Here is a 24,546-nt window from a genome sequence, read left to right as displayed (position 1 = left end):
CTGTCTTGATTACGTTAACTCTCAGCAACAAGACCGGCTTCCCGGCCGGTCTTGCTGCTTGTTGCTGGCGACCTGCCTTTTCGACCCAAAGGCGCGGCGTGCCAGCGGACATCATCAAACCGGTTCAGTTTTCGACAAACAAGCGACCAGCGGGAGTTAGCGCCTGCACCGCGACTGAGGTCCAGAAACTCGCTGATGCAGATGCGCTTCATCATGCCGACTCGTGGATGCGGGTCAGCACGAATTCACGATGGCCGAGCGCCTCGGCCGCGGTCCAGCGGCCATTGACGGTCGCCAGCATGCACTCGAGCAGCTTGTCGCCAGTCTGGTCGAGCGTCTGCTCGCGTTGCAGCAACCCCGAGCAATCCACGTCCATGTGCTCGCTCATCAGGCGCACCGTACGCGGGTTGGCGCAAAGCTTGATGACGGGGACGATCGGGTTGCCGATCACGTTGCCCTGGCCGGTCGGGAAGAAGTGGACGACGTAGCCGGCGGCGGCGCAGAGCGTGACCATCTCGGCGGCGGCAGAGGACGAATCCATGAACCAGAGGCCCGGATGGGTTGGCTCTTCCGCCTTGTCCAGGACGCCATCGACGGTGCACTTCTTGCCAATCTTCTGGATGTTGCCGAGTGCCTTCTCTTCGATGGTGGTCAGGCCGCCGGCGATGTTGCCCTTGGTCGGCTGCGACTCGGACAGGTCGGAAGTCTTCCAGCGGTCGATCATGCCCTGGTAGCGCTCGAACATCGCCATGAACTGGTGGCGCACGTCGTCGCTGGCGCAGCGGGCGGCGACGATGTGCTCGCCGCCGGTCAGTTCGGAAGTCTCGCCGAACACCAGCGTGGTACCGAGCGGGTGCAGCTTGTCAAAGGCGTTGCCGACCGTCGGGTTGGCACCACAGCCGGAGGTGGTGTCGGACTCGCCGCACTTGGTCGACACCCACAGTTCGCTGATCGGGCACTCCACGCGTTGCAGCGTCGTGGCGTACTGCACGAATTCCTTCGCCGCCTTCGATGCCCGCATGATGGTTTCGTGGTCGCCGTGGCCCTCGATGCCAAAACCCACCACCGGCTTGCCGGTCTTGGCAATGCCGTCAACGACTTTCTTGGTCCAGCCGTCTTCGATACCGATCACCACGACCGCGGCTACGTTGGGGTTGCTGCCCGCGCCAATCAGGGTGCGGAAGTGCAGGTCGAGGTCGGGACCAAACTGCAGGCGGCCATACGGATGGGGAATCGCCATCGTGCCCTTGATGGCAACAGCGACGGCTTCGGCGGCGGCGTTGGACAGGTCGTCTAGCGGCAGGATGATGACGTGGTTGCGGACGCCGACGCGGCCATTGTCGCGGCGGTAGCCCCGGAAGGTGGTGTTTTGGTCAATCACGGACATGACGTGGTCCTCGGATGCTTTGATGAAATGATGGATTCGGAGGGAGGCCGTGGCGCGGCTTACCACCGCTTGGTCTTGATGTTGTGAACGTGAGCGTGTTCACCAGCCTTGATCGGCGCGACAACCTTGCCGATGTCAATGCCGTACTTGTAGACCGTCTCGTTCACGTGCATATCGCGCAAAGCGACTTTGTGTCCGATGGGGATGGGCTGGAGCGCCGTAACGGTGATGACCTTGTCCTCGTCCATGATCCAGGCGTTCAGCTTGGTGCCCGGCTCAATCCCCTCGACCACGGCCACTGCCACGGTGTCTTTGGCGTCATGCAGTACTACGTGAATCATCGTTGTCTCCTTCGTGTGGGTCATCGGTAAATTCATCTTAAGCAGCCCATTCATCCATGTCAACTAGCTCATATATATGACTTGAGTGCGCAAAAAGGGGCCCGTTCTGTTGTTGCGGCGTGGGACTTCCCTAGGACAGTTCAGGAATCAGCACGACCTTCCCCGCCGCCACCCGGCCCGCCGCAAGATCGGCAAAAGCGGCCGGGCCATCGGCCAAGGAACGTGTTTCTACCCATTCCAGCGAACCAAAGTTTCCGAGCTCCAGAGCCCGAACCGTGGCGTGCATGTCGGACATCGTGTAGGTGTAAGTTCCCAGCAGCGTCAACTCGGCAAGGGTCAGTTTGCGCATATCGATCTCGCTCGACCACGCCTGCAAGCCGATATGCATAACAACCCCCCCGGCTCGCGTCGCGGCGATGGCAAGCTTCCGGGTTGGAGCGGCGCCAACCGCATCGATGACCACATCAAAGGCGGATTCGGCAGGTGGACTGCCGATTGGATCGATCACCTCGCATCCAAGATGCCGTCTTACCGAAGCCTGTCGGAGCGCGTTGGTCTCGGCGACGCATACACGTTTGCAGCCATAAGACGTCACCAAGGCCGCGGTCAGCATGCCTATCGCTCCACCGCCGATGATCAGCACACTCGCCTCAGGCAAGGGACGGTTCATCGCGCGCATCGTGAGGTTGACGGCATGGAGCGCAGTAGCTGCTGGCTCGGTCAGCGCCGCGCTGACGCTGGGTAGCGTGTCCGGAATCGGGATAGCGCAGCGAATCGGGATCGCCAGATATTCGGACAGTGCGCCGGGCCGGCTCATGCCAACCATGCCGCGATTGGCGCACAGGTTGTCACGGCCCTGGAGGCAGTAGTCGCAGTGACCGCAGGTAACAAGAGGGTTCGCCGTAATGCGCTGACCGGCGGGCATGCGCGCTTCATCTGAAGAAGCGATCACGGTGCCGGCGAACTCGTGGCCCAGGACCAGGCCGGGCTTCCGGCGGGGATCGTGACCATGGTAGGCGTGGAGATCTGAACCGCAAATGCCGCTGGCATCGATGCGCAACAGAATCTCACCGGGCTCCAGGTCCGGCATGTCTCGGTCCAGTACCGTGACGGCGTCCGGTTGGGTATAGACGATTGCTTTCATGGGTTTAGCTAATCCTGAATCGGGTGTTAATGCAGGCGATGAAGCCGCAGATGATGAAGCCGCGGATGACAAAACCGAGCCGCGCGTCAGCCATGGACCTGGGAAGGCTTCAGGCTTACACGGTTGGCGTGCGCCGACCGAAAGGCAATCCACATCGTGCAGGCGGCGCTGATGATGCCGACTGCCAGCACGTATGCGCAGAGATACCAGGGTTCCCCGCCCGCCTTGGCGTTAAGCCAGGTGGCGATGATGGGCGTCAAACCTCCCGCAAACACCCCGGCAAACTGGTAGACAAAGGAGATGCCGGTATATCGAACACTGGGGTCAAAAACTTCCGAAAACATCGACGACATCGTGCCGAACACCGCTGCGTGGAAAATGCCAAACGGAACGATGATGGCCGCCCACACCAGCAGCACATTGCCACCGGAATGCTGCATCAGCCAGAAGGCCGGGAAGGCCGAAAGACCTGCGAGCAGCGCGCCAGTACCGTAGACAATGGGCCGCCCGACACGGTCGGATACGGCACCCCACAGCGGAATGAAGAACGTCATCACGCCGGCACCGATCAGCACGCCCAGCAACGCCTGATCACGGGACAGCTGCAACGTCTGCGTGAGGTAGGCCAGCGAGAAAACGCCAAACACATTGAAGAAGACACCATCGATGAAGCGCGCGCCCATGCAGGCAAGCACTACGGCGGGATAGCGACGAAGCATGGCCAGGAACGGGAGTCCAGGCACTTCGTCCCGTTCGTGTTGAGCGGCCGAAAATTCCGGAGATTCCTCCACATTGGAGCGCATGTACGAACCGATGAAGACCATCACTGCGCTAAGCAGGAAGGCAATGCGCCAGCCCCACGCGAGGAAGTCTTTGTCGCTCAGCAGCAGAGACAGGATGGCGATGACACCGCTTGCCAGTACCAGTCCGAGGGACATGCCTGTCTGCGGCAGACTCGCAAAGAATCCGCGACGCTGGCTTGGAGCGCTCTCGAAGGTCATCAGCACCGCCCCGCCCCACTCGCCACCGAGGCCAATCCCCTGCGCTACCCGACACACCAGCAACAGGATCGGCGCCCACACGCCGATCTGCTCATAGGTGGGAATCAGGCCGATGGCGGTAGTCGCCACGCCCATGATCATCAGCGTCAGTATCAGCATGCGCTTGCGACCCAGGGTATCGCCGAAGTGTCCAAAAATCACACCTCCAAGCGGCCTGGCCACAAAGCCTGCCGCGAAGGTTGCATAGGCCAGCAGTGTGCCCACTACGGGATCCGTTGAAGGGAAATACAGTTTGTTGAACACCAGGCCGGCTACCACGCCGTAAAGGAAGAAGTCGTACCACTCGACCATCGCGCCCATCGTGCTCGACACAACCACCTGCCGCAGTTTGCGGCTCGCGTCCTGGGCCGCCTGCACCGCCGTTGCCTGCTTTGCCATGCTTGTCTCCTAATTTGGTCTTGTCCCGTCGTTGCGCGTCAGAGGCGCTATTTTCGGTACGGGCAGCGGTGACGGTTTCGCCGCGCGCTGCCCTTGTGGGTTGCCGCGTTGCTTACCGAGCCGTATAGCCTCCGTCCACCATGAAGGTCTGGCCAGTGATGTACGCTGCCATATCGGTGGCCAGGAAGGCGACCAACCCGTGCAGGTCCGCGAGTTCGCCATTGCGCCCGATACAAGTGCGGCTGGCGTGATACTCCGCAAGGCCGGCATTCGCGAACACGGGACCGGTCAGCGCTGTCGGGAAAAAGCCCGGACCAATTGCGTTGCACGTGATCCCGTGGCGAGACCACTCTTCGGCAATCGCTCGCGTGAGTTGGACGATGCCGCCTTTTGCCGCGCCATACGGTGCACTGTCAGCAAAGGCACGGTACGACTGCAGGGAAGCGATGTTGAGTATGCGTCCCCACCCCTGAGCCTGCATCGCCGGTGCCAGCGCCTGCGTGAGGAAAAAAGGCGCACCGAGATGGGTGTCGAGCTGCAGCCGCCACGAAGACGGCGTGACGCTTGCGAACGTTTCACGCAGGTTCATTCCCGCGGCATTGACCAGGATGTCAATCGTGCCATGTTGTTGTTGCAGCGCATTCGCCGCAACCGGAATGGCATCGAGATCGGACACGTCGCACACGTGTGTATCGACTGCGATTCCCATGGCGTCGAGGCGTGATGCTGCAGCATCGAGCTGCGACTGGCGTCTCGCCGCGAGAATCACTCGCGCGCCGGCCTGGCCCATCGCGGTGGCAATGGCCTCTCCGATACCGGAGCTGCCGCCTGTTACGAGCGCCTGCCGTCCTGAAAGATCAGGCACAAGCTTCCCTGCATCTTGCTGTCCGGTCATCGTTACACCTCCACCGGCGTGCCCATTTCGAAGGACGTGTTGGGGAAGTACTTCGCCATGCGGTCATCCGCGGTACGGGCATGCGCTTCCATGCCTTCGAGCCGCGAGATGCGAGCCGTCACCTGGCCAATCTGGCGCGTCGCTTCGCGCGTCATTTGTTGCCACGTCAGCGTCTTCATGAACTTGTGCACGGACAGGCCGCCGGAGTAACGCGCTGCGCCCTTGGTCGGAAGCACGTGGTTGGGCCCGCTGGTTTTGTCGCCGAACGCCACGGTCGTTTCCTCACCGAGGAAGAGCGAGCCGTAGCAGGTCAGATTGGCCAGCCACCAGTCGAGATTCGCCGTGTGGACTTCCAGATGCTCGGAGGCATAACGGTCAGAGATATCGACCACCTCTTCACGGGTGTCGCACAGGATCACCTCGCCATAATCACGCCAGGCAGCGGTGGCGGCATCGCGGGCCGTCGGGGGAAGCTTGTCGATCAATTCCGGCACCAGCGCCATGACACGATCGGCCAGAGCGCGCGAGGTGGTGAACAGCCAGGCGGGCGACTCATGGCCGTGCTCGGCTTGTCCGACAAGGTCGCTGGCGACGATGGCCGGGTCGGCAGTCTCATCGGCGATGACGGCGACTTCCGACGGTCCGGCGAACACGTCGATGCCGACTTGGCCGTAGAGCGTCCGCTTGGCCTCGGCCACGAACTTGTTGCCCGGACCCACCACCACGTCGGCCGGCTTGCCAGTGAATAGACCATAGGCCATGGAGGCGATGGCTTGAACCCCGCCCAGCGCCATGATGACGTCGGCGCCCGCCGCCTGGAAGGCGTAGAGGACGTGCGGATGGATCCCCCGGCCGCGGAATGGACTCGAGCACGCCACTACAGTCTTGACACCGGCCGCCTTGGCGGTCGCCACGCCCATATAGGCGGACGCGATGTGTGCGTAACGCCCTGCCGGCGCATAGCAACCGACCACATTGACGGGCAGCACCCGTTGTCCCGCGGTGACGCCCGGATGCAGTTCGACCGAGAACTCTTTCAGGGATTCGCGCTGCGCCAGTGCGAAATCGGTGACCTGCCGAATCGCGAAGTCAATGTCGGCGCGCACGGCCGCGGGCACGTCCTTGGTCTGCTCTCGGATGTGATCGGGCGTGAGGACAATATCGCCACTCCAGCCGTCGAGTTGTTGGGCGTACTGACGCACGGCCTCTTCACCGCGTGCCTGGATCTGGCCAAGCATCTCTGTCACGACCTTCTGTGCTGTCGCCGTTTCGGTCTGGGGCGTCTTTTCTGCTTTTTTCAGATACGAAATCATTTCTGCAAGTCCTCAGGGTGGGAGAAGTGTGAAATGTAAGCGCTTTCATTTTTTGAGTCGATAACTACGTAGTTAGGATGATTTACCAATGAAAGCGCTTTCATGTAAAAGGATAGCGCTTCCACCGCACCCTGCAAGAAAGGGTTTTCCCCGACGACTGTCAGCGCTCAGTCGTAGTCGCTACTGGATCACTCACGGATGGGCGACAACGACATAGAGCACTGAAGTGCCGAAAAAGTAACTGGAAGATGTAGAGAGGTTCGCCGGGCCTCAATGGCGACAGGACGGCACGGATGCGGGCCGTATGGAGAGGCCAATTTCACTGATGCAGTGCGGCACTGCGGTCCGGCCTTCGGGACTCGATTGTCATCTCGGAATCCGTCATGCTCAGGGGCGGCCTTTGAGAAGAGCGCGGACAGCAGTCAGCAGGGACCAGTCGCCCCCTTGCGCGAGGCCCCTGCTGATCTTTCAGAAACGCCAGATGGAAGGTCAGAACCCCAAACTAGCCAACAAATCATCCACCTGCGCCTGGTCCGACACCACATCCGGCTTCCCTTCCGGATTCACCTGCGGCCCATTCATCAGCGTCGACGGTGCCGGCGCTTCCACGCGGCGTTCGGACGGCACATTGTCGATCAGCACCTGCAGCAGTTCCTGCTCCAGCGTGCGGATCATGTCCATCATCTTCTTGATGACCTGGCCGGTCAGGTCCTGGAAGTCCTGCGCCATCATGATGTCGAGCAGGTGGCTGTTGGTGGCGCGGGCTTGCCCGGGCACCTCGGACAGGAAGGCGCGGGTGTCCAGCACCAGCGAGCGGGCGTCGGCCAGTTCCACCGGCTGGTCGAACCAGGCGGCCCAGCGCTTGTCCAGCGTTTCGGCCTGCTGTTCGATGTCGGACTGGATCGGCTGCGCCAGTTCGACCGCGTTGAGCGTGCGCTCGGCGGCCTGCTCGGTCATCGCGGCGATGTAGTTGAGGCGGTCGCGCGCGTCGGGGATGGCTTGCGCGGCGCGCTCGATTTCCTTGTCCAGGCCGAGCTCGCGCATGTTGTCGCGCAGCATGCGCGTCAGGTTGCCGATGCGCAGGATCAGTTGTTCGGCGGAATCGTTGCTCAGGGTGGGGGTCATGACAAACGCGCCTCCGCCTCAGCCGCCGAGCTTTTCGAAGATCTTGGTGATCTTCTCGTCCAGCGTGGCGGCCGTGAAGGGCTTGACCACGTAGCCGTTGGCGCCGGCCTGGGCCGCGGCGATGATGTTTTCCTTCTTGGCCTCGGCGGTGACCATCAGCACCGGGATCTTGCCGATGCTGGCGTCGGCGCGGATGGCCTGCAGCATGGACAGGCCGTCCATGTTGGGCATGTTCCAGTCCGAGATCACGAACTGGAAGCTGCCGTCCTTGGCCTTTTCCAGGCCGGCGGCGCCGTCCTCGGCTTCTTCGACGTTGACGAAACCCAGCTCCTTGAGCAGGTTGCGGATGATCCGGCGCATGGTCGGGAAATCGTCCACGACCAGGATCTTGATGTTCTTGTCCACTTTAAAGACTCCAGTAAATGCAGTGATGGCTTGTGGATCCGGCTTTGTTGTTTCGGCTTGCCGGCTCGATTAGACCCGTTGCGCGCGCGTGCCGTAGGTGGCCAGGCGCGCCATGACGCGCTGGGTCATCGCCGGCAAGGGCACGACTTCATGCACGCCGCCGGCGGCGATCGCCTCCTTCGGCATGCCAAACACGATGCAGGTTTGCTCGTCCTGCGCCAGGTTGTAGGCGCCGGCCTCGCGCATGCGCAGCATGCCGCGGGCGCCGTCGCGGCCCATGCCGGTCAGGATCACGCCGATCACGTTCTTGCCGCCGTGCTGCGCGGCCGAATCGAACAGCACGTCCACCGACGGGCGATGGCGGTTGACCGGTGCTTCCTGCGACAGGTGCGCGACGTAGTTGGCGCCGCTGCGTGCCAGCAGCAGGTGCGAGTCGCCCGGGGCGATATACGCATGGCCCGGCAGCACGCGCTCGCCGTGCACGGCTTCCTTGACCGTGATGCGGCACAGGCCGTCCAGCCGCTGCGCGAAGGAACGCGTAAAGCCGGCCGGCATATGCTGGACGATCAGCACCGCGGGGCTGTCGGGCGGCAGCGGCATCAGGAATTCCTTGATGGCTTCGGTGCCGCCGGTGGAGGCGCCCAGGATGATCAGCTTCTCGGTCGACAGCAGCGGGCTGCGCAGCATCGGCACCGGCGCCGTGCCGGTGGTGGACGGCGCGGCCGCTGGCGTGGCCGCGCGCACGCGCGCGCGCGACGCGGCGCGCAGCTTGTCGGCAATGGTGTCGGTGTATTCGAGCAGCCCGTCGCGGATGCCCAGCTTGGGCTTGGTGACGAAGTCCACCGCGCCCAGCTCCAGCGCGCGCATGGTGATCTCCGATCCGCGCTCGGTCAGCGACGACACCATCAGCACCGGCATCGGCCGCAGCCGCATCAGCCGCTCCAGAAAGTCCAGGCCGTCCATGCGCGGCATTTCGACGTCGAGCGTCAGCACGTCGGGGTTCAGGCGCTTGATCAGGTCGCGCGCCACCAGCGGGTCGGGCGCGGTGCCGACCACTTCCATGTCGGGCTGGCTGTTGATGATCTCCGTCATCAGGCTGCGGATCAGCGCGGAGTCATCCACGCAGAGCACCTTGATCTTGGCGGCAGTCATGATTGGTCGTGCTTGTAGGGTTTCAGGGAAGCTGGCGCGGGTAAGACTGCCGCGCAAACAGTTCCGGCGAGCGCGACGGTTCGCGCGCCGAAGTGGCAATGGCCCGCGCCAGCGCGCGTTCGTCGCGCGCCACCGAAACCTGGTCGTCCTGCCGCGTCAGGCGGCGCACCAGCGCCAGCCCGCCGATCGGGAAATAGCTGACGCGGCGCGCATGCGGGCCGCGCAGGTCCTGCGCGGCGACGCGCACCTCTTCGGCCTTCAGGTAGCGCAGCACGAAGTCCGCGTTGCGGTCGCCGATGTTCAGCGTGGTCATGTTGGCCAGCACCGCGCCGCCGCCGAAGACCTTGGCCTCCAGCCGCTCGCGGCGCGCGCCCATCTTGAGCAGTTCGTTGATCAGCACTTCCAGCGCATAGCTGCCGTAGCGCATCGACGGCGACAGCATGCGGTCGGCGCTGCCGCTGGCGCCCTCATCGTCGGGCAGCATGAAGTGGTTCATGCCGCCGACGCCGGCAACCTCGTCGCGGATGCAGGCGGCCACGCAAGAGCCCAGCACGGTGGTCAGCACCACGTCTTCGCGCGTCACGTAGTACTCGTTGGGCAGCAGCTTGATGGCCTGCTTGCCGAACTCGCGGTCGAAGTACGTGCGCGTGGCCAGGGCTTCGGGCAGGTGGGGCGTGCGCATTACGGCCTGCCCCGGCTGGCCACGGACTGCGCCAGTTCATAGACGGTCTGCCCGCGCAGCTGGAACGCGCGCGTGACGTAGGAGAAGTTCTCCGAATGGCCGGCGAACAGCAGCCCGTGCGGCTTGAGCAGCGGCACAAAGCGCTCCAGGATGCGGCCCTGGGTCGGCTTGTCGAAGTAGATCATCACGTTGCGGCAGAAGATGGCATCGAACTGCTCGCGGATGCCCCAGTCGGGCGCGAGCAGGTTCAGCGGCTCGAACGCGATGGTCGCGGCCAGTTCCGGCTTGACCTTGACCGAGCCGGTGCGCGGGCCGGTGCCCTTCAGGAAGAAGCGCTTGAGCCGTTCCGGCGACAGCCGCGCCACCTGGTCGGCGGAATAGACGCCGCTGCGGGCCTTGGCCAGCACCTGGGTGTCGATGTCGGTGGCCAGCACGGTGCCGGCGCGGTCGCCCAGCGCCTCGGCCAGGGTGATGGCGATCGAGTACGGTTCTTCGCCGGTGGACGCGGCCGAGCACCAGACGCTGTAGGGCCGTCCCACCTGCCTGGCATGCTCGGCCAGCAACGGGAAGTGGTGCGCCTCGCGGAAGAACGAGGTCAGGTTGGTCGTCAGTGCGTTGGTGAAGAACTCCCACTCCGGCGAGCGGTCATCCGCTTCCAGCAGCGCCAGGTACGAGGCAAAGTCGGTCAGCTGCAGCGTGCGCAGCCGGCGCGCCAGGCGGCTGTAGACCATTTCGCGCTTGTGGCTGCCCAGCGAGATCCCCGCGCGGCGGTGGATCAGCGCGCGGATCTGCTCGAAGTCGCGCTCGGTCAGCAGGAAGTCGCGCGCGTCGTCGCGCCGCAGCAGGGCGGCCGGCGTGGGGGCTGGCCCGCTGTGAGCGGGTGCGCTGGCGGCGGTGCGGAACGGCGTCATGGGTTGTGCTTCGAGAATGCGGGAAATCAGGCGCGGAAAATCAGGCGTACTCGGCTTCGACCAGTGCCATCTCGGGGCTGGTCATCAGCTTCTCGATATCGATCAGCACCAGCATGCGGCCGTCGATGGTGCCCAGGCCGGTCAGGTGCTCGGTCGAGATCGACACGCCGAACTCGGGCGCGGGCTTGATCGCCTCGCCGGTCAGCGTGAGCACGTCCGACACGCCATCCACCACGATGCCGACCACGCGGCCGGCAACGTTGAGGATGATGACCACGGTCTGGTGGTCGTAGCGCACGTTGCCCAGGCGGAACTTCAGGCGCAGGTCGACGATGGGCACGATCACGCCGCGCAGGTTGGTCACGCCCTTGATGAAGTCGGGCGCGCTGGAGATGCGCGTGACGGTCTCGTAGCTGCGGATCTCCTGCACCTTGAGGATGTCGATGCCGTATTCCTCCGACCCCAGCGTGAAGACCAGGAACTCCTGGCCCGAAGCGTCGCTTCCGGGGGTATCGATGTGTCCGATGCCGGCCATGATCTCTTGTTCTCCTGTGATGGGACGATTACTGCTGCAGCGCCGGTTCCTGCCGGCGCACGCCGGTGCGCTGCAGCGCGCCGACATCGACGATCAGCGCCACGCTGCCGTCGCCAAGAATGGTGGCCGCGGAAATGCACGGCACCTTGCGGTAGTTGGTTTCCAGGTTCTTCAGCACCACCTGGTGCTGGCCGATCAGCTGGTCCACCAGCAGCGCGAAGCGCTTGCCTTCGGCCTGCAGGATCACGGCAATGCCCTGCGTGGGCTCCTGCAGCGCGCCGGCCACGTTGAACACGCGGTGCATCTCCAGCAGCGGCAGGTATTCGCCGCGCACGTGCATGACGCGGTCCGAGTTGGCCGCGGTATGGACGTCTTCGGCCTTGGGCTGCAGCGACTCCATCACGCAGTTCAGCGGCAGGATGAAGGTCTCTTCGCCCACCTTGACCGACATGCCGTCCAGGATGGCCAGCGTCAGCGGCAGCACGATGCGGATGGTGGTGCCCAGGCCCGGGCGCGAGCTGATCTGCACGTGCCCGCCCATCTCCTGGATGTTGCGCTTGACCACGTCCATGCCCACGCCGCGGCCGGACACGTCGGTAATGACCTCGGCGGTGGAAAAGCCCGGCGCGAAGATCAGCTGCCAGACTTCTTCATCGGTGATGGTCTCGGATACCGGCAGGCCGTTCTGGATGGCCTTGGCCAGGATGCGCTCGCGGTTCAGGCCGCCGCCGTCGTCGCTGACCTCGATGACGATATTGCCGCCGTGGTGCTGCGCGGACAGGATCAGCTGGCCGGTCGGGTCCTTGCCGGCGGCCACGCGCTTGTCGGGGGTCTCGATGCCGTGGTCCAGGCTGTTGCGCACCAGGTGCGTGAGCGGATCGATGATGCGTTCGATCAGGCTCTTGTCCAGCTCGGTGGCCTTGCCGAACGTGACCAGGTCGATCTGCTTGCCGAGCTTGCTTGCCAGGTCGCGCACCAGCCGCGGGAAGCGCGAGAACACATAGTCCATCGGCATCATGCGGATCGACATCACCGCTTCCTGCAGGTCGCGCGCGTTGCGCTCGAGCTGGCCCATGCCGGAGAACAGGCGGTCGAACAGCACCGGGTCCAGCGACGATGCGGTCTGCGCCAGCATGGATTGCGTGATCACCAGTTCGCCCACCAGGTTGATGATCTGGTCGACTTTCTCGGTGGGTACGCGGATCGAGCCTTCGCCGTGCGCGGGCGCGGGGGCCGGCGCGGCCTTGGCTTTTTCACGCGCGGCCGGGGCGGCCGGGGCGGCCGGGGCCGGGGCCGCGGCCACCGGAGCGGGCGCGGGAGCGGCAACCTGGGCCGCAGCCGGTTCCGGCGCATCGGTTGCGGCTTCGATCGCGATCTGGTCGCTGTCGATCACGAAGCAGCACACCGCGATGATGTCGTCGGCGCTGCATTGGGTGTTGAGCCACACCACCAGTTCACCGCTGGTCTCTTGCTGCCCGGTGATCTCGCCCAGGTTGGCCAGCTCTTCGCGCAGCAGCGCCTGGTCCGACGCCGACACCTTGATCAGCCGGATCTTCAGGCCGCCGGCGGCGGGCGCGGCCGCGGGCGCGGCGGCAGCAACCGGTGCGGGTGCCGGCGCGGCAACGGGCGCCGGGGCCGCGTCATGGCCGGCGGCTTCCTGTGCCAGCTGCTGCAGCACGGCGCAGATGCGCTTCAGCGTTTCCGGATCGGGTTCGGTGCCGTTGCGGTAGGCGTTGAGCTGGTCTTGCAACACGTCCTTGGTTTCCAGAAAGGTGTCGATGATGGTCCTGGTCAACGCCAGTTCCTGCCGACGCGTGCGGTCCAGCAGGTTCTCGAAGATATGGGTGGTCTCGGTCAGCGCCGCGAAGCCGAAGGTGGCGGCGCCGCCCTTGATCGAATGCGCGGCGCGGAAGATCGCGTTCAGATGCTCGGGATCGGGCGCCTCGATGTCCAGGCCGAGCAGCAGCTGCTCCATTTCGACGAGCAGCTCTTCCGCTTCCTCGAAGAAGGTCTGGTAAAACTGAGTGATATCGATATCGACAGACATGGCGTCCTGATTCACTTGGTTACGGCGCACGGCACGCTGCGGCGGCCCTGCGTCATGGTTTGCTGCCCGGGGCCGGCGCTGCTGCCGGTGTTGCTGCCGGTGTTGCTGCGGGTGTTGCTGCCGGTGCGGAGGCTGCCGCCAGCCCTGCCTGCATCTCCTGCGCGGCCTTGCCCGACTGCGCCGCCACCGTGACCTCGGCGGCGCTGGCGTTCTCGGCTTCAAAGCGCGCCTGCGCCTTCTGGTTCAGCACCACGATGCTGATGCGGCGGTTGATCGGCGCGAGCAGGTCCTGCTTGTCCAGCGGCATGGTCGCGGCCAGGCCCAGCACGCGCAGCACCTTGCCTTCCTGCATGCCGCCCGCGATCAGCTCGCGGCGCGAGGCGTTGGCGCGGTCGCCGGACAACTCCCAGTTGCTGTAGGTGCGCTCGCCGTTGGAATAGTTGGCCGCGTCGGTGTGGCCGGACAGGCTGACCTTGTTGGGCAGCTCGTTCAGCACCGGGCCGATCTCGCGCAGGATGGTGCGCATATAGCTTTCGACGGTGGCGCTGCCAGTGCGGAACATGGGGCGGTTCTGCGTATCCAGGATCTGGATGCGCAGGCCTTCGCTGGTGATGTCCAGCAGCAGCTGCGGCCGGAACTGGCGCAGCACCGGGTTGTTCTCGATGATCTGTTCCAGGCGCTGCTTGAGCGCGCGCAGGCGCTGCGCTTCCTGCTGTTCGTTGCGGCGCTGTTCGTCGCTGGGGTCGTTGTCGCGGGCGCGCATGACTTCACCGTCCTTGCGCATCGCGTCCAGCCCGCCGCCCGGGATCACGCTGGGCGACTGGCTGCTCTTCTCGCCGCCGACGATGGCCACCTTGAGCGGCATGCGGAAGTATTCGGCAATGCCTTCCAGGGTCTTCTTGTTGGCGCTGGACAGCAGCCACAGCACCAGGAACAGCGCCATCATCGCCGTCATGAAGTCGGCGTAGGCAATCTTCCAGCTGTGGTTGCCGTGCGGCCGGGCGTGCGACTTCGCCCGGCGGACGATGATCGGACGCATATCGTGTGCGCTGCTCATGTGGTGCCCCTTGCTGCGTGCGTTGCCGGTTGCCTTAGTTCAGGCTCTTGACTTCACGCACGTGGTCGTCCAGTTCCAGGAACGACGGACGCACCGTGGAGTACAGCACCTTGCGGCCGAATTCCACCGCCACCAGCGGCGCGTAGCCGTTCAGGGAGGCCAGCAGCACCACCTTGATGCACTCGTAGACCTTGACGTTCTCGGACACCTGCAGCTCGATGCGCGCGGCCAGCGGCGAGATAAAGCCGTAGGCCAGCAGGATGCCGAGGAAGGTGCCGACCATGGCGTGGGCGATCAGCGCGCCCAGCTCCGCCGGCGGCAGGTCGGCCGAGCCCAGCGCATGCACCACGCCCATCACCGCGGCGACGATGCCGAACGCCGGCAGGCCATCGCCGACGCGCGACAGCGCATGGGCGGGAATCTCGGCTTCATGGCGGAAGGTCTCGATCTCGTGGTCCATCAGGGCCTCGATCTCGAACGCGTTCATGTTGCCGTTGACCATCATGCGCAGATAGTCGGTGAGGAATTCCATCACCACCGGATCCGACAGGATGCGCGGGTACTGGCTGAACACGCTGCTGGCGGCGGGATCGGCGATTTCCTTTTCCAGGAACAGGATGCCCTCGCGCCGCGCCTTGGACAGCAGCACGTACAGCAGCGACATGACGTCCAGGTACAGCTCTTTCTTGTACTTGGAACTCTTGAACAGGCCCGGCAGCGCACGCGCGGTGGCCTTGATGGCCTTGCCGGTATTGGTGGCGATGAAGGCGCCGAGGGCGGCCCCGGCGATGATCACCACTTCGGCAGGTTGATACAGCGCGCCCATATGGCCGCCGGTCATGGCGTAACCGCCAAGCACCGCCGCTACCACGACGACATAGCCAAGAACTACTAGCACGATCGGATCCCCGTCTAAAAACGCGCGTCAGCCACGCTCATTGGCCCGTTGCACGGGCGCACGGAGAGAATCCGTCCGCCAGCGCAGCAAGCTTGCCAGCCGGCGGACCTTGACCAGGATCAGGCGTTGGTCTGCACGGCGGCGGCGTCTTTCGAGAGCTTCTTCACTTTCCCTGCGCGCGACGGCGGACGGCACAGGCTGCACACAAAGTTCGCGTGCGGCTCATACGCGTGCGTGACAAACTGTCCGCCGCAACACGTGCACCGGGACAGCTGCAGCATGTTGCTCTCGAAGAACCGTACTAACGTCCAGGCCCGCGTGAAACTTAAGACAATTTCACCGCCGAGCAGCGAAACATGCTCGAGGTACAGGCGGTACGCCGCCACCACCGCGCGGATGCCCACGGTCTCGCCTTCCTGCACCATGAACTGGTAGGCAGAGAAGAACAAAGACGAGTGGATATTCGGCAGCCAGGTGGTGAACCAGTCCGTCGAAAAGGGCAGCATGCCCTTGGGGGGCGAGACGCCGCGCAGCTCCTTGTACAGGCGGATCAGCCGGTCACGCGACAGCGTGGTCTCGGCTTCAAGCACCTGCAGGCGCGCGCCCAGGCCGATCAGCTCGATGGCGAGCTGGGTCTGGTTGGCGTCCTGGAGCACGCTCTTGCGGCTGGGAACGGAAGTGGCCGTATAGCTACGGACAGGCTCGGCCTGCAGGAGCGCGGTCAATTGATCGACTCCACAGGCTGACGTGCGAGCAGGATCGCGGCGTGGATCTGCTGCATGTCATGGCTCTTGGCCGTGTGGGTGAGAGTAGACAGAAGCGCGTGGTCGTCGAAGCGGAACCTGCACAGCACCATGTTGGATGCCGCCAGCTTGACGAGTTGCGCGGAAGTCAGCTTGGCAAGGATATCCGCAATTTCCTTGCTGACCCCGAGCCGGAACATGGCTTCGACCTGGTTTTCGCGCACCAGGCGTTGCGCGAGCAGCAGATAGGCGAGGTTAACCTCCCTGATCTCCTGGAGAACTTCACTGCTTTCCAATTTATCCCCGCTACCAAAACCCACCGTAGCCGCTTGTCCGGCGCTTACCGTTGCCCTCGGGGGGCGCGGCGACCAGATCGTTTGCATGCGGCTGGGCGGGTACAACGTACGACTAAGGAACTACGCCCATGTCCAACTGTAATCAACTCCGTTACAAGTGTTACAGAGTGTAAGTAAGACTGTTACGTTTATATCGGCAATCGCCCCGCAATGCCAATCCCTACTTACGCGGGGGGGATCCTAATGTCGCATGAAACATACATTGGACCCGCACATTTTGTAACAAGTCACACGTTAGACTTTTGATTTCGCTCAAGACAGCACGAGCGAACGTCCTCCGCATCAACGCGTGGGAACGGCCTTGGTAGCCTGCTGGATTCCTCTATTGACGAAGGCCGCGCGGAGTGTATCGCCGCGCATGGTGTTCGTAATACTGTCCAAAATATCCGGCCTGAATGGGACGGATGCGGCAGTGCCAGCTTCAATGTCCGAACAGCCGGCGCAGCCAGTTCGCGAGCCGCGCGAACACATCGTCGGGCGCTTCGCGGAACAATGCCGGGCGTACGCGCTCGACCTGCTCCAGCACGCGCGAGGCCTCGTCCGGCTGCATCGACCCGTACTCCAGCGCCAGCCCCAGCATGCCGCGCAACTCGCCCACGCGGGCGCGGCCGGTGGCCTCGTTGTCTTCGGTCTGCAGCGCGTACATCAGGTCATAGGCCCGCTGTCGCAGGCTCTCCGCCAGGCGCCAGGCCGGCGTGCGCATGCGCTCTTCCAGCGCGCGCAGGTCTTCCGCGGACGCCGCCACCTGGGTGGCCAGGGCCTCGGTATAGGCGCTGTCGGCGCCGCACTCGGCCAGCACCTGCGCCGCCCATTCGCGCGCATGCGCGAGGCGCTGCTCGCCGCTCCAGCCGGGCTGCACCGCCAGGCCGAAGCCGAAGCGCTGCGCGTCGCGCATCAGCGCCGCGAGTGCATTGGGCAACTGCTTGTCGAACACGCGGCGCGCCCAGCCGTACTCACCCCCGGACAGCAGCCGCGAGACCGCGCGCTCGGTCAGCGGGCCGTCATGCTGCAGCAGCCGCGCGCGCAGGAAGTCATCGAACTCGGGCGGCAGGAACTCGCGGTCCAGCCCGGTCGAGACCCCGATGAACTGGTCGAATTCCTTGCGCAGCCTGGCCGCGTCCTCTTGCGGCAAGGCCAGGGTGATATCGGTCGTCATGGCAACACTCAGAACGCGCTCCAGTCACCGTTGTCGGCAGCCGCAAGCGCGGGCCGCGGCGTCATCGCCGCTGCACGCGGCGCGGCCTTGGCTGGCGCCGGCTCGGCCGCGTCGTGCGGGGCTTCATCGGCGCCGGCGGCTTGCGCCTTGGCCATGGGCAGCTTGGCCGCACGCTTGCCCGCGGCGATGGCACGCACCGCGCCTGCGGCGCGCTGGGCCTTGACGGGCACCGCAGCGGCGGCCGGCAACACCTCGAAGCGATCCGCGCGCTCGTCCTCCGCCGCCAGGCGGAACGTGGCCACCGCGGACTGCAGGCGGCTGGCCTGTTCTTCCAGCGCGCCCGCCGCGGCGGCGGCTTCCTCCACCAGTGCCGCGTTCTGCTGCGTCACCTCGTCCATCTGCGCCACCGCCTGGTTCACCTGTTCGATGCCCGAGCTCTGCTCGGCCGATGCCGCGCTGATCTCGCCCATGATGTCGGTCACGCGCTTGACCGCCTGCACGATCTCGTCCATGGTCTTGCCGGCCTGGCCAACCAGTGCCGAGCCGTTGTCGACGCGCTCGACGGTGTCGCCGATCAGGCCCTTGATCTCCTTGGCGGCGTTAGCGCTGCGCTGCGCCAGGCTGCGCACCTCGCCCGCCACCACCGCGAAGCCGCGGCCCTGCTCGCCGGCGCGTGCGGCTTCCACCGCGGCGTTCAGCGCCAGGATGTTGGTCTGGAACGCAATGCCTTCGATCACGCCGATGATGTCGACGATCTTCTTCGACGCATCGTTGATCTCGTCCATGGTCTGCACCACCCGGCCCACTACTTCGCCGCCGCGCAGCGCGGTGTCGGACGCATTGGCCGCCAGCCCGCTGGCCTGGCGCGCGTTGTCCGCGTTCTGGCGCACCGTGCTGGTCAGCTCTTCCATGCTCGACGCGGTCTGCTCCAGCGACGCCGCCTGCTGCTCGGTGCGCTGCGACAGGTCGTTGTTGCCCGCGGCAATCTCGCGCGAGGCGCTGCCGATCGATTCGGCCGAGGCCTTGAAATCCCGCACCATGCGCGACAGCTGCTGCTGCATCTGCTGCATCGCATAGACCAGGCTGCTCTTGTCGCCGGCGCGCGTGGTCACCGGCGTGGAGAAATCGCCCTCGGCAATGCGTGCGGCGATGGCCGCGGCATACGCCGGCTCGCCGCCCAGCTGGCGCGACAGCGCGCGTGCCAGCGCCACGCCCAGCAGCACCGACAGCGCCAGGCCGCCCAGCACCAGGCCCAGCATCCACAGGCGGGTCTCGTCATAGACGCTGCGCGCTTCTTCCATGTTGTTGCGGGCGCGGTCGTCGCGGCGCTTGACCATCTGCAGCATCACCGCTTCCAGCGCATGGCTGTCCTTGAGCAGGTCAGCGCTTTCGGAGAACACCTGGCTCTCGAACTGCGAGGTATCCAGCGGCTGCTTGGTGACCAGCTCGACATACTTTTCCATGCGCGCGCGGAACGCCGGCGACAGGTCCTGGTACTGCTTGACCAGCGCCTTGCCCTCCGGCCGCTCGAAGGCGCCCGCCACCTGGCGGATGCGTTCGTCCATCGCGGCCAGCGACTTGGCGATCTGCTCTTTCTCGACCGAGCGCTCGCCCATGGTCGATGCCGACAGCAGCGCGATCTGCGCGCGGCTGGCGTAGACCAGGTTGATGTTGGCGTCCTGCACGGCCTTCAGCGCGCGCAGGTCGTCGTGGTAGATCTTGCCGGTCCAGTCGGCCATGCGGCCCATGTTGACGACGCCCAGCAGCCCCATCACGGCGCCGATCACGGCAACGACCAGGAATCCGGCAACCAGCCTGGTCGTGACGCGCAATTGATTGAACCAATGCATAGCAACTCCCCCTTGTAACTGAAGCCTCGGGCACGGCCTGCCGCGCCCTGTGTACGCTGGCAGCGCGGTACGCCGCGGCTGCCTTCACTTCGATCCCAACCGCGCTGGTACCGTGCCTAGGCCCGTGCCAGCACCGCATCGCCGCGCGCATGCGCGGGCTGGCGCTGCGGGCGCACCTCCGCCTGCATGCTGACGCGGAAGGTCGCCACGGCATCGCGCAGCCGCAGCGCCTGTTCTTCCAGCGCGCCCGCCGCGGCGGCCGCTTCTTCGACCAGCGCCGCGTTCTGCTGCGTACCCTCGTCCATCTGCGCCACCGCCTGGTTCACCTGCTCGATGCCCGAGCTCTGCTCGGCCGACGCCGCGCTGATCTCAGCCATGATGTCGGTGACCGACTTCACCGCCTGCACGATCTCTTCCATGGTCTGGCCGGCCTGGCCGACCAGTGCCGAGCCGTTGTCGACGCGCTCAACGGTGTCGCCGATCAGGCCCTTGATCTCCTTGGCGGCGTTGGCGCTGCGCTGCGCCAGGCTGCGCACCTCGCCCGCCACCACCGCGAAGCCGCGGCCCTGCTCGCCGGCGCGCGCGGCTTCCACCGCGGCGTTCAGCGCCAGGATGTTGGTCTGGAACGCAATGCCTTCGATCACGCCGATGATGTCGACGATCTTCTTCGAGGCATCGTTGATCTCGTCCATGGTCTGCACCACCCGGCCCACCACTTCGCCGCCGCGCAGCGCGGTGTCGGACGCATTCGCCGCCAGCCCGCTGGCCTGGCGCGCGTTGTCCGCGTTCTGGCGCACCGTGCTGGTCAGCTCTTCCATGCTCGACGCGGTCTGCTCCAGCGACGCCGCCTGCTGCTCGGTGCGCTGCGACAGGTCGTTGTTGCCCGCCGCCACCTGGCGCGTCGCCGTCGAGATGCTGGCCATGCCTTCCTGGATCTCATGCACCACCGACAGCAGGCTGCGCTGCATGGTCTGCATCGCCTGGGCCAGCGCGCCGATCTCGTCGGCGCTGCGGTGCTCGAAGCGCGTGGTCAGGTCGCCGGCGCCCATGCGCAGCGCAAAGTCCAGCATGTCGCGCACCGGCCGGTTCACGCGCGCCAGCAGCATGGTGCCGGCGGCGAAGGACGACGCCAGCGCCAGCGCAAAGCCGCCCCACAGCCACGGCCGCAAGGTGGCGGCGCCCGTGCCGCCCAGCGCTTCCACCGCGACCAGCGCGGCCAGGAACCACACCAGGCCGCCGGCCTGGGCCCACAGGATGCGGCGCTTCAGGTTCAGCCGCAGCAGCCGCTGCGCGATGCCACGCAGGCCGGTGCGCACCACCGCGCCATGGCGGATCGCCAGCCCGTCGGCACGTCCGGCGCGAAAGCGCGCATAGGCGGCGCCCGCGGCCTGCACCTGCTCGCGCGTCGCCATCGAGCGCACCGAGGTGTAGCCCACCACGCGGCCTTCGACGCGCGTGGGCGTCACGGTCGCATTGACCCAGTAGAAGTCGCCGTTCTTGCGGCGGTTCTTGACCACGCCCATCCACGTGCGTCCGGCCTGCAGGTCTTGCCACAGGTCGGCAAACGCCTCGGGCGGCATGTCGGGATGGCGCACCAGGTTATGCGGCGCGCCCAGCAGTTCTTCCGCCGTAAAGCCGCTGGCCTCGATAAAGGTGCGGTTGGCAAAGGTGATACGGCCCTTGAGGTCGGTGCGCGAGATCAGGTAGTCGGACGGAGACAGCGGGTACTCGCGCTGCGTGACGGGTTGGTTGTTTCGCATCTATGTCGGTACTGCTTGCCTGTGGCGCGCCGCATGGATCCATGCGGGCGCACCGCGGGCGGGTTCGGTCCGGCGCGCGGGTGGCGCGTGCCGGACGGCGGGGGGCGCTGCGGCAGGATCAGGACACCGCTTCCAGCGCGGCCAGTTCTTCGGTATTGAGCAGCTTCTCGATATCGACCAGGATCAGCATGCGCTGCTCGACCGAGCCCAGGCCGCGGATGTAGTCGGTCGCCAGTTCGCCGGAGAAGTGCGGCGTGGGCTTGATCTGCGCGGCGCTCAGCGTGAGCACGTCGGAGACGCCGTCCACCACGATGCCGGTGGTGCGCTCGTTCAGGTCGACGATGATCACGACCGTGTACTGGTCGTAGCTGACGTTGGGCTGGCGGAACTTGATGCGCAGGTCGATGATCGGCACGATGATGCCGCGCAGGTTGATCACGCCCTTGATGTAGTCGGGCGCATTCGCGATCTGGGTGACCGACTCGTAGCCGCGGATCTCCTGCACCTTCAGGATATCGACGCCGTATTCCTCGCGGCCGAGGGTAAAGGCCAGGAACTCCTCGCCCGCGCCGTCTGCCTTGTCGATGTGCTGCATCGTCTAGCCCCCCAAATTTGGCTCATGCTGGTTTCTCTGGCGCCGCAACGGCCTGGGCAGGCCGCCAGCTGCGCCGGGGCATGACTTCGCCCACCAGTGTTTACGGCAGGATCCGGGGGGATTGAAGGGCGGCGCCGGGTCTTTCCTTACCCTTCCGACGTAGGGGGTGCCGCGTCCAGCAGCGCCGCCACGGCCTGCATCAGCCCGTCCGGGTCGAACGGCTTGGGCAGGAAGCCCGACGCGCCCGCGGCGCGCGCCTGTTCGCGGATGCTGCCGTCCTGCTCGGTGGTCAGCATCAGGATGGGCATGCGCGCGTAGCGCGGCGTGGCGCGCAGGCTGCGGATCAGCGTGAGGCCGTCCATGCCCGGCATGACCTGGTCGGTGACCAGCATGCCGAAGCTGCCCGCGACCGCCAGCGCGTGCGCCTGGTCGCCGTCCGCGGCCTCGGTCACGTCGAATCCTCCGGCGCGCAGGCAGGCGCCGATCATGCGGCGTAGCGAGGGAGAATCGTCGACGACGAGGATGCTGGGCAATGACATGGGCGCCTCCGGAGGTGCAGGAACGGGTGGGTCCGCCAGGAAGATCGATGGCACGGGCAACGCGGCCGGCGACGGACGGGCCGGCGCAGGGCTGGCGCCGACGCGGGCCAGCCTGCCAGACCGGTTATCGGCGGCGCGGCGCTCAGGCTTTAGCCGTCAGCAGGCAACAGGCGACATCAGGCCGCGGACTGCGCGCGCAGGGCCTCGCTGAAGCCGGCGGCGTCCAGCGGCAGCGACAACAGGTACCCCTGCACCTCGTCGCACCCCATCTCGTTGAGAATCTCCAGCTGCGAGGCCGATTCCACGCCTTCGGCCACCACCTTCATGCGCAGCTCGTGCGCCAGCGCCACCATCGAGCCGACGATGGCGCGGCCCTGCGCATCGGTATCGAGCCCGCCGATCAGCGTGCGGTCGATCTTGAGCGTGCCCACGCGCAGCCGCTTGAGATAGCCCAGGCTGGAATAGCCGCTGCCGAAATCGTCCAGCGCCACCTGGATGCCGAGCGATTGCAGCTCGGCCAGCGTTTCCAGCGACTTGCCGATGTCCTTCATCGCCGCGGTCTCGGTGATCTCCAGCGTGATCGCCGAGGGCGGGATGTCGTGCTGGTGGATCTGCTCCAGCAGGTATTGCGGGAAGTTGCGGCTGGCAAAGCGCAGCCCCGAGACATTGATCGCCACCGGCACGGTCGGCACGCCGGCGTCGCGCCACTGGCGTACCTGGCGGCACACGCTGGTCAGGACCCAGTCGTCGAGCTTGTCGATCTGGCCCGACTGCTCGGCCACGGCGATGAACTCGGCGGGGCTGACCTGGCCCAGCGCGGGATGGCGCCAGCGGCACAGCGCCTCGGCGCCGACCACGGTGCGCCGGCGCGCGTCGTACTTGGGCTGGAACTGCAGCGACAGGGTATCGTCCTGGATCGCCACCCACAGATCGCGCCGGATCACGCGGGTGCGGCGCGCGCGCTCGCCGGCGGCGCTGTTGAACAGGCGCACCTGGTTCGAGCCGCTCTGGCGTGCTTCGGCCAGGCTGACGCGGGCGGCCTGCATCAGCGTTTCGGAGGTATGCGCGTCGCGCGGATAGATGGCAATGCCGATATTCACGCCGATCTGCATCTGCAGCCCGCGCGCGGCGATGAACTCCGCCAGCGAGCCCAGCATGCGCGAGCCAAGTTCCTGCGCGCGGCCATGGTGGACCAGCTCGGGCACGCCCACGGCAAATTCGTCGCGCGCCAGCCGCGCCAGGAAGTCGTGCGGCTCCAGCACCGCCTGCGCCAGCGCGCCGGCGTCCTGGGCCAGGATATCGTCGGCGCGGACCTCGAACACCTCGTCGACTTCGCGGTAATCGGCGATATGGATCAGCAGCACGGCGCAGCCGGTCTCGGCCAGGCGGGCCTGGCCGATGGCCTGGTCCAGCCAGCGGCCGAACGCCACGCGGTCAGGCATTACCGTCGCCACGCTGTATTCGCCAACGGTGTCCTGCCCGCGCGCGCCGGCACGCACGGTCAGGCGGCCCGGGCGCCCGGGAATGCGCGCGCCACGCCGCGCCAGCCGCGGCTCGGCGCCGCGATGCAGCACCGGCAGGTCATCGGCAAGTTCGTCGGCCAGCGTGGCTTCGGCGCGCGCCGGCGCCGGCAGCCAGCCGCGCGACTGCGCCCGGTGGACGGCGAACAGCAGCGCGCACAGCGCGGTCAGCCCGCCCGCCAGCCAGGCCGGGTGCGGCAGGCCGGCGGCGTCGATGCAATCGCGCGCGGTCACGGTGCCGGCGCCGCACGAGCGGCCCAGGTGCGTGCCGGCGGCCGCCACCAGCCCGGCCCCGGCCACCACCGCCATCAGCGCCGCGCCGCGCCACAGGCGTGCGCCCTGGCGCAGCCACTGCACCAGCAGCTTGACCGCCGTGGTGGCCGCCGCCGCGGCGGCAAAGCTGGCCGCCAGCTGCGCCGTGTCGTTGACGGCCGGCACGCTGCCCGACAGGCCCACCACCAGCACGGGCAGGCCGATGCTCAATTGCGACAACAGCGCCGCCGACCACGTCAGTACGCGCAGCGACCGGCTGCCGGCCGGCTGGTCCGCGCGCCCGGCGCGAACGCCGAGGGCGGCGGCTACGCCCAGCAGGGCAGCCAGCAGCAACAGGACGGAACTCAGGGCAATCATTGGGCTGCGCGATGATGAAGAAAATGCGCGAAGACGATCAGGACGCGGGGCAAACCCCGCATCATG

General features: G+C 65.9%; 24 protein-coding genes. All 24 read right to left on the bottom strand.

The features are described 5' to 3' along the window. Positions 1–14: 14 nt before the first annotated feature. The 24 genes from FHX60_RS18160 to FHX60_RS18045 all read right to left on the bottom strand — a co-directional run bounded on the left by FHX60_RS18160 (position 15) and on the right by FHX60_RS18045 (position 24,480). Positions 15–215: a hypothetical protein gene (locus FHX60_RS18160; protein ID WP_146748232.1), complete on the bottom strand. Its 201-nt coding sequence runs from the start codon at positions 213–215 to the stop codon at positions 15–17. Then, positions 212–1,387, bottom strand: coding sequence for a UxaA family hydrolase (locus FHX60_RS18155; RefSeq protein ID WP_112777286.1), 1,176 nt, complete (start codon positions 1,385–1,387; stop codon positions 212–214). The genes FHX60_RS18160 and FHX60_RS18155 overlap by 4 nt, the downstream gene beginning before the upstream one ends. A 59-nt stretch (positions 1,388–1,446) precedes the next feature. After that, positions 1,447–1,728 (bottom strand): UxaA family hydrolase, encoded by a 282-nt coding sequence (locus tag FHX60_RS18150; RefSeq protein WP_112777294.1) that lies wholly within the window; start codon positions 1,726–1,728, stop codon positions 1,447–1,449. Positions 1,729–1,858: 130 nt separating this feature from the next. Continuing rightward, positions 1,859–2,872 carry a galactitol-1-phosphate 5-dehydrogenase gene (locus FHX60_RS18145; RefSeq protein ID WP_183284105.1) on the bottom strand — a complete coding sequence of 338 codons (1,014 nt, stop codon included), beginning with the start codon at positions 2,870–2,872 and terminating at the stop codon, positions 1,859–1,861. 86 nt (positions 2,873–2,958) lie between these two features. Beyond that, the gene (locus tag FHX60_RS18140; RefSeq protein ID WP_112777284.1) at positions 2,959–4,311 is read right to left on the bottom strand and encodes an MFS transporter; all 1,353 of its coding nucleotides are present in this window, start codon (positions 4,309–4,311) and stop codon (positions 2,959–2,961) included. Between the two features lie 112 nt (positions 4,312–4,423). Then, positions 4,424–5,206, bottom strand: a complete 783-nt coding sequence (gene hpsO, locus FHX60_RS18135; RefSeq protein ID WP_183284104.1) for a (S)-sulfopropanediol 2-dehydrogenase HpsO — start codon at positions 5,204–5,206, stop codon at positions 4,424–4,426. Between the two features lie 2 nt (positions 5,207–5,208). Further along, on the bottom strand, positions 5,209–6,519 hold the full coding sequence (hpsN, locus tag FHX60_RS18130; protein ID WP_183284103.1) for a sulfopropanediol 3-dehydrogenase: 1,311 nt from the start codon (positions 6,517–6,519) through the stop codon (positions 5,209–5,211). A gap of 489 nt (positions 6,520–7,008) precedes the next feature. Continuing rightward, positions 7,009–7,644, bottom strand: coding sequence for a protein phosphatase CheZ (gene cheZ / locus FHX60_RS18125; RefSeq protein WP_116384234.1), 636 nt, complete (start codon positions 7,642–7,644; stop codon positions 7,009–7,011). An 18-nt stretch (positions 7,645–7,662) separates the two neighbouring features. Next, positions 7,663–8,049 (bottom strand): chemotaxis response regulator CheY, encoded by a 387-nt coding sequence (cheY, locus tag FHX60_RS18120; protein WP_010812704.1) that lies wholly within the window; start codon positions 8,047–8,049, stop codon positions 7,663–7,665. A 69-nt stretch (positions 8,050–8,118) separates the two neighbouring features. After that, positions 8,119–9,201: a protein-glutamate methylesterase/protein-glutamine glutaminase gene (locus FHX60_RS18115; protein ID WP_183284102.1), complete on the bottom strand. Its 1,083-nt coding sequence runs from the start codon at positions 9,199–9,201 to the stop codon at positions 8,119–8,121. A 22-nt stretch (positions 9,202–9,223) separates the two neighbouring features. After that, entirely contained in the window at positions 9,224–9,883 is a 660-nt protein-coding gene (gene cheD, locus FHX60_RS18110; RefSeq protein ID WP_092316099.1) for a chemoreceptor glutamine deamidase CheD, read from the bottom strand. Then, positions 9,883–10,794, bottom strand: a complete 912-nt coding sequence (locus FHX60_RS18105) for a CheR family methyltransferase (RefSeq protein WP_183284101.1) — start codon at positions 10,792–10,794, stop codon at positions 9,883–9,885. Before FHX60_RS18105 ends, cheD begins: the two co-directional genes overlap by 1 nt. Positions 10,795–10,834: 40 nt before the next feature. After that, positions 10,835–11,329, bottom strand: a complete 495-nt coding sequence (locus FHX60_RS18100; protein WP_092316101.1) for a chemotaxis protein CheW — start codon at positions 11,327–11,329, stop codon at positions 10,835–10,837. A 28-nt stretch (positions 11,330–11,357) separates the two neighbouring features. Continuing rightward, positions 11,358–13,376 (bottom strand): chemotaxis protein CheA, encoded by a 2,019-nt coding sequence (gene cheA, locus FHX60_RS18095; protein ID WP_183284100.1) that lies wholly within the window; start codon positions 13,374–13,376, stop codon positions 11,358–11,360. Positions 13,377–13,428: 52 nt separating this feature from the next. Beyond that, positions 13,429–14,433 (bottom strand): flagellar motor protein MotB, encoded by a 1,005-nt coding sequence (gene motB / locus FHX60_RS18090; protein ID WP_183284099.1) that lies wholly within the window; start codon positions 14,431–14,433, stop codon positions 13,429–13,431. A gap of 34 nt (positions 14,434–14,467) precedes the next feature. Further along, positions 14,468–15,331 carry a flagellar motor stator protein MotA gene (motA, locus tag FHX60_RS18085; RefSeq protein WP_092316107.1) on the bottom strand — a complete coding sequence of 288 codons (864 nt, stop codon included), beginning with the start codon at positions 15,329–15,331 and terminating at the stop codon, positions 14,468–14,470. Between the two features lie 119 nt (positions 15,332–15,450). Beyond that, a complete protein-coding gene (flhC, locus tag FHX60_RS18080; protein ID WP_183284098.1) occupies positions 15,451–16,056 on the bottom strand; it encodes a flagellar transcriptional regulator FlhC in 606 nt (201 codons plus the stop codon). Continuing rightward, entirely contained in the window at positions 16,053–16,370 is a 318-nt protein-coding gene (gene flhD / locus FHX60_RS18075) for a flagellar transcriptional regulator FlhD (RefSeq protein WP_092316109.1), read from the bottom strand. The genes flhC and flhD overlap by 4 nt, the downstream gene beginning before the upstream one ends. Positions 16,371–16,851: 481 nt before the next feature. Continuing rightward, positions 16,852–17,586, bottom strand: coding sequence for a DUF4088 family protein (locus FHX60_RS18070; RefSeq protein ID WP_112777277.1), 735 nt, complete (start codon positions 17,584–17,586; stop codon positions 16,852–16,854). A gap of 8 nt (positions 17,587–17,594) precedes the next feature. Continuing rightward, entirely contained in the window at positions 17,595–19,436 is a 1,842-nt protein-coding gene (locus FHX60_RS18065; RefSeq protein WP_183284097.1) for a methyl-accepting chemotaxis protein, read from the bottom strand. A gap of 116 nt (positions 19,437–19,552) precedes the next feature. Next, positions 19,553–21,196, bottom strand: coding sequence for a methyl-accepting chemotaxis protein (locus FHX60_RS18060; protein ID WP_183284096.1), 1,644 nt, complete (start codon positions 21,194–21,196; stop codon positions 19,553–19,555). 118 nt (positions 21,197–21,314) lie between these two features. Then, complete coding sequence (locus FHX60_RS18055) at positions 21,315–21,791, bottom strand: chemotaxis protein CheW (RefSeq protein WP_112777275.1); 477 nt, start codon at positions 21,789–21,791, stop codon at positions 21,315–21,317. Positions 21,792–21,937: 146 nt separating this feature from the next. Then, entirely contained in the window at positions 21,938–22,330 is a 393-nt protein-coding gene (locus FHX60_RS18050) for a response regulator (RefSeq protein ID WP_115682248.1), read from the bottom strand. A gap of 176 nt (positions 22,331–22,506) precedes the next feature. Further along, positions 22,507–24,480 (bottom strand): putative bifunctional diguanylate cyclase/phosphodiesterase, encoded by a 1,974-nt coding sequence (locus FHX60_RS18045; RefSeq protein WP_183284095.1) that lies wholly within the window; start codon positions 24,478–24,480, stop codon positions 22,507–22,509. Positions 24,481–24,546 lie beyond the last annotated feature (66 nt).

Source organism: Cupriavidus alkaliphilus (assembly GCF_014191175.1).
Lineage (GTDB): Bacteria > Pseudomonadota > Gammaproteobacteria > Burkholderiales > Burkholderiaceae > Cupriavidus > Cupriavidus alkaliphilus.
The sequence above is the reverse complement of the archived record's forward strand: the minus strand, read 5'-3'. Positions and strand labels throughout refer to the sequence as shown.

Excerpts from the sequence above, each read along its gene's own strand:
- FHX60_RS18160 (WP_146748232.1), bottom strand. The coding sequence starts at position 215 with ATGATGAAGCGCATCTGCATCAGCGAGTTTCTGGACCTCAGTCGCGGT.
- FHX60_RS18155 (WP_112777286.1), bottom strand. The coding sequence starts at position 1,387 with ATGTCCGTGATTGACCAAAACACCACCTTCCGGGGCTACCGCCGCGAC.
- FHX60_RS18150 (WP_112777294.1), bottom strand. The coding sequence starts at position 1,728 with ATGATTCACGTAGTACTGCATGACGCCAAAGACACCGTGGCAGTGGCC.
- FHX60_RS18145 (WP_183284105.1), bottom strand. The coding sequence starts at position 2,872 with ATGAAAGCAATCGTCTATACCCAACCGGACGCCGTCACGGTACTGGAC.
- FHX60_RS18140 (WP_112777284.1), bottom strand. The coding sequence starts at position 4,311 with ATGGCAAAGCAGGCAACGGCGGTGCAGGCGGCCCAGGACGCGAGCCGC.
- hpsO (WP_183284104.1), bottom strand. The coding sequence starts at position 5,206 with ATGACCGGACAGCAAGATGCAGGGAAGCTTGTGCCTGATCTTTCAGGA.
- hpsN (WP_183284103.1), bottom strand. The coding sequence starts at position 6,519 with ATGATTTCGTATCTGAAAAAAGCAGAAAAGACGCCCCAGACCGAAACG.
- cheZ (WP_116384234.1), bottom strand. The coding sequence starts at position 7,644 with ATGACCCCCACCCTGAGCAACGATTCCGCCGAACAACTGATCCTGCGC.
- FHX60_RS18115 (WP_183284102.1), bottom strand. The coding sequence starts at position 9,201 with ATGACTGCCGCCAAGATCAAGGTGCTCTGCGTGGATGACTCCGCGCTG.
- cheD (WP_092316099.1), bottom strand. The coding sequence starts at position 9,883 with ATGCGCACGCCCCACCTGCCCGAAGCCCTGGCCACGCGCACGTACTTC.
- FHX60_RS18105 (WP_183284101.1), bottom strand. The coding sequence starts at position 10,794 with ATGACGCCGTTCCGCACCGCCGCCAGCGCACCCGCTCACAGCGGGCCA.
- FHX60_RS18100 (WP_092316101.1), bottom strand. The coding sequence starts at position 11,329 with ATGGCCGGCATCGGACACATCGATACCCCCGGAAGCGACGCTTCGGGC.
- cheA (WP_183284100.1), bottom strand. The coding sequence starts at position 13,376 with ATGTCTGTCGATATCGATATCACTCAGTTTTACCAGACCTTCTTCGAG.
- motB (WP_183284099.1), bottom strand. The coding sequence starts at position 14,433 with ATGAGCAGCGCACACGATATGCGTCCGATCATCGTCCGCCGGGCGAAG.
- FHX60_RS18070 (WP_112777277.1), bottom strand. The coding sequence starts at position 17,586 with ATGACGACCGATATCACCCTGGCCTTGCCGCAAGAGGACGCGGCCAGG.
- FHX60_RS18065 (WP_183284097.1), bottom strand. The coding sequence starts at position 19,436 with ATGCATTGGTTCAATCAATTGCGCGTCACGACCAGGCTGGTTGCCGGA.
- FHX60_RS18060 (WP_183284096.1), bottom strand. The coding sequence starts at position 21,196 with ATGCGAAACAACCAACCCGTCACGCAGCGCGAGTACCCGCTGTCTCCG.
- FHX60_RS18055 (WP_112777275.1), bottom strand. The coding sequence starts at position 21,791 with ATGCAGCACATCGACAAGGCAGACGGCGCGGGCGAGGAGTTCCTGGCC.
- FHX60_RS18050 (WP_115682248.1), bottom strand. The coding sequence starts at position 22,330 with ATGTCATTGCCCAGCATCCTCGTCGTCGACGATTCTCCCTCGCTACGC.
- FHX60_RS18045 (WP_183284095.1), bottom strand. The coding sequence starts at position 24,480 with ATGATTGCCCTGAGTTCCGTCCTGTTGCTGCTGGCTGCCCTGCTGGGC.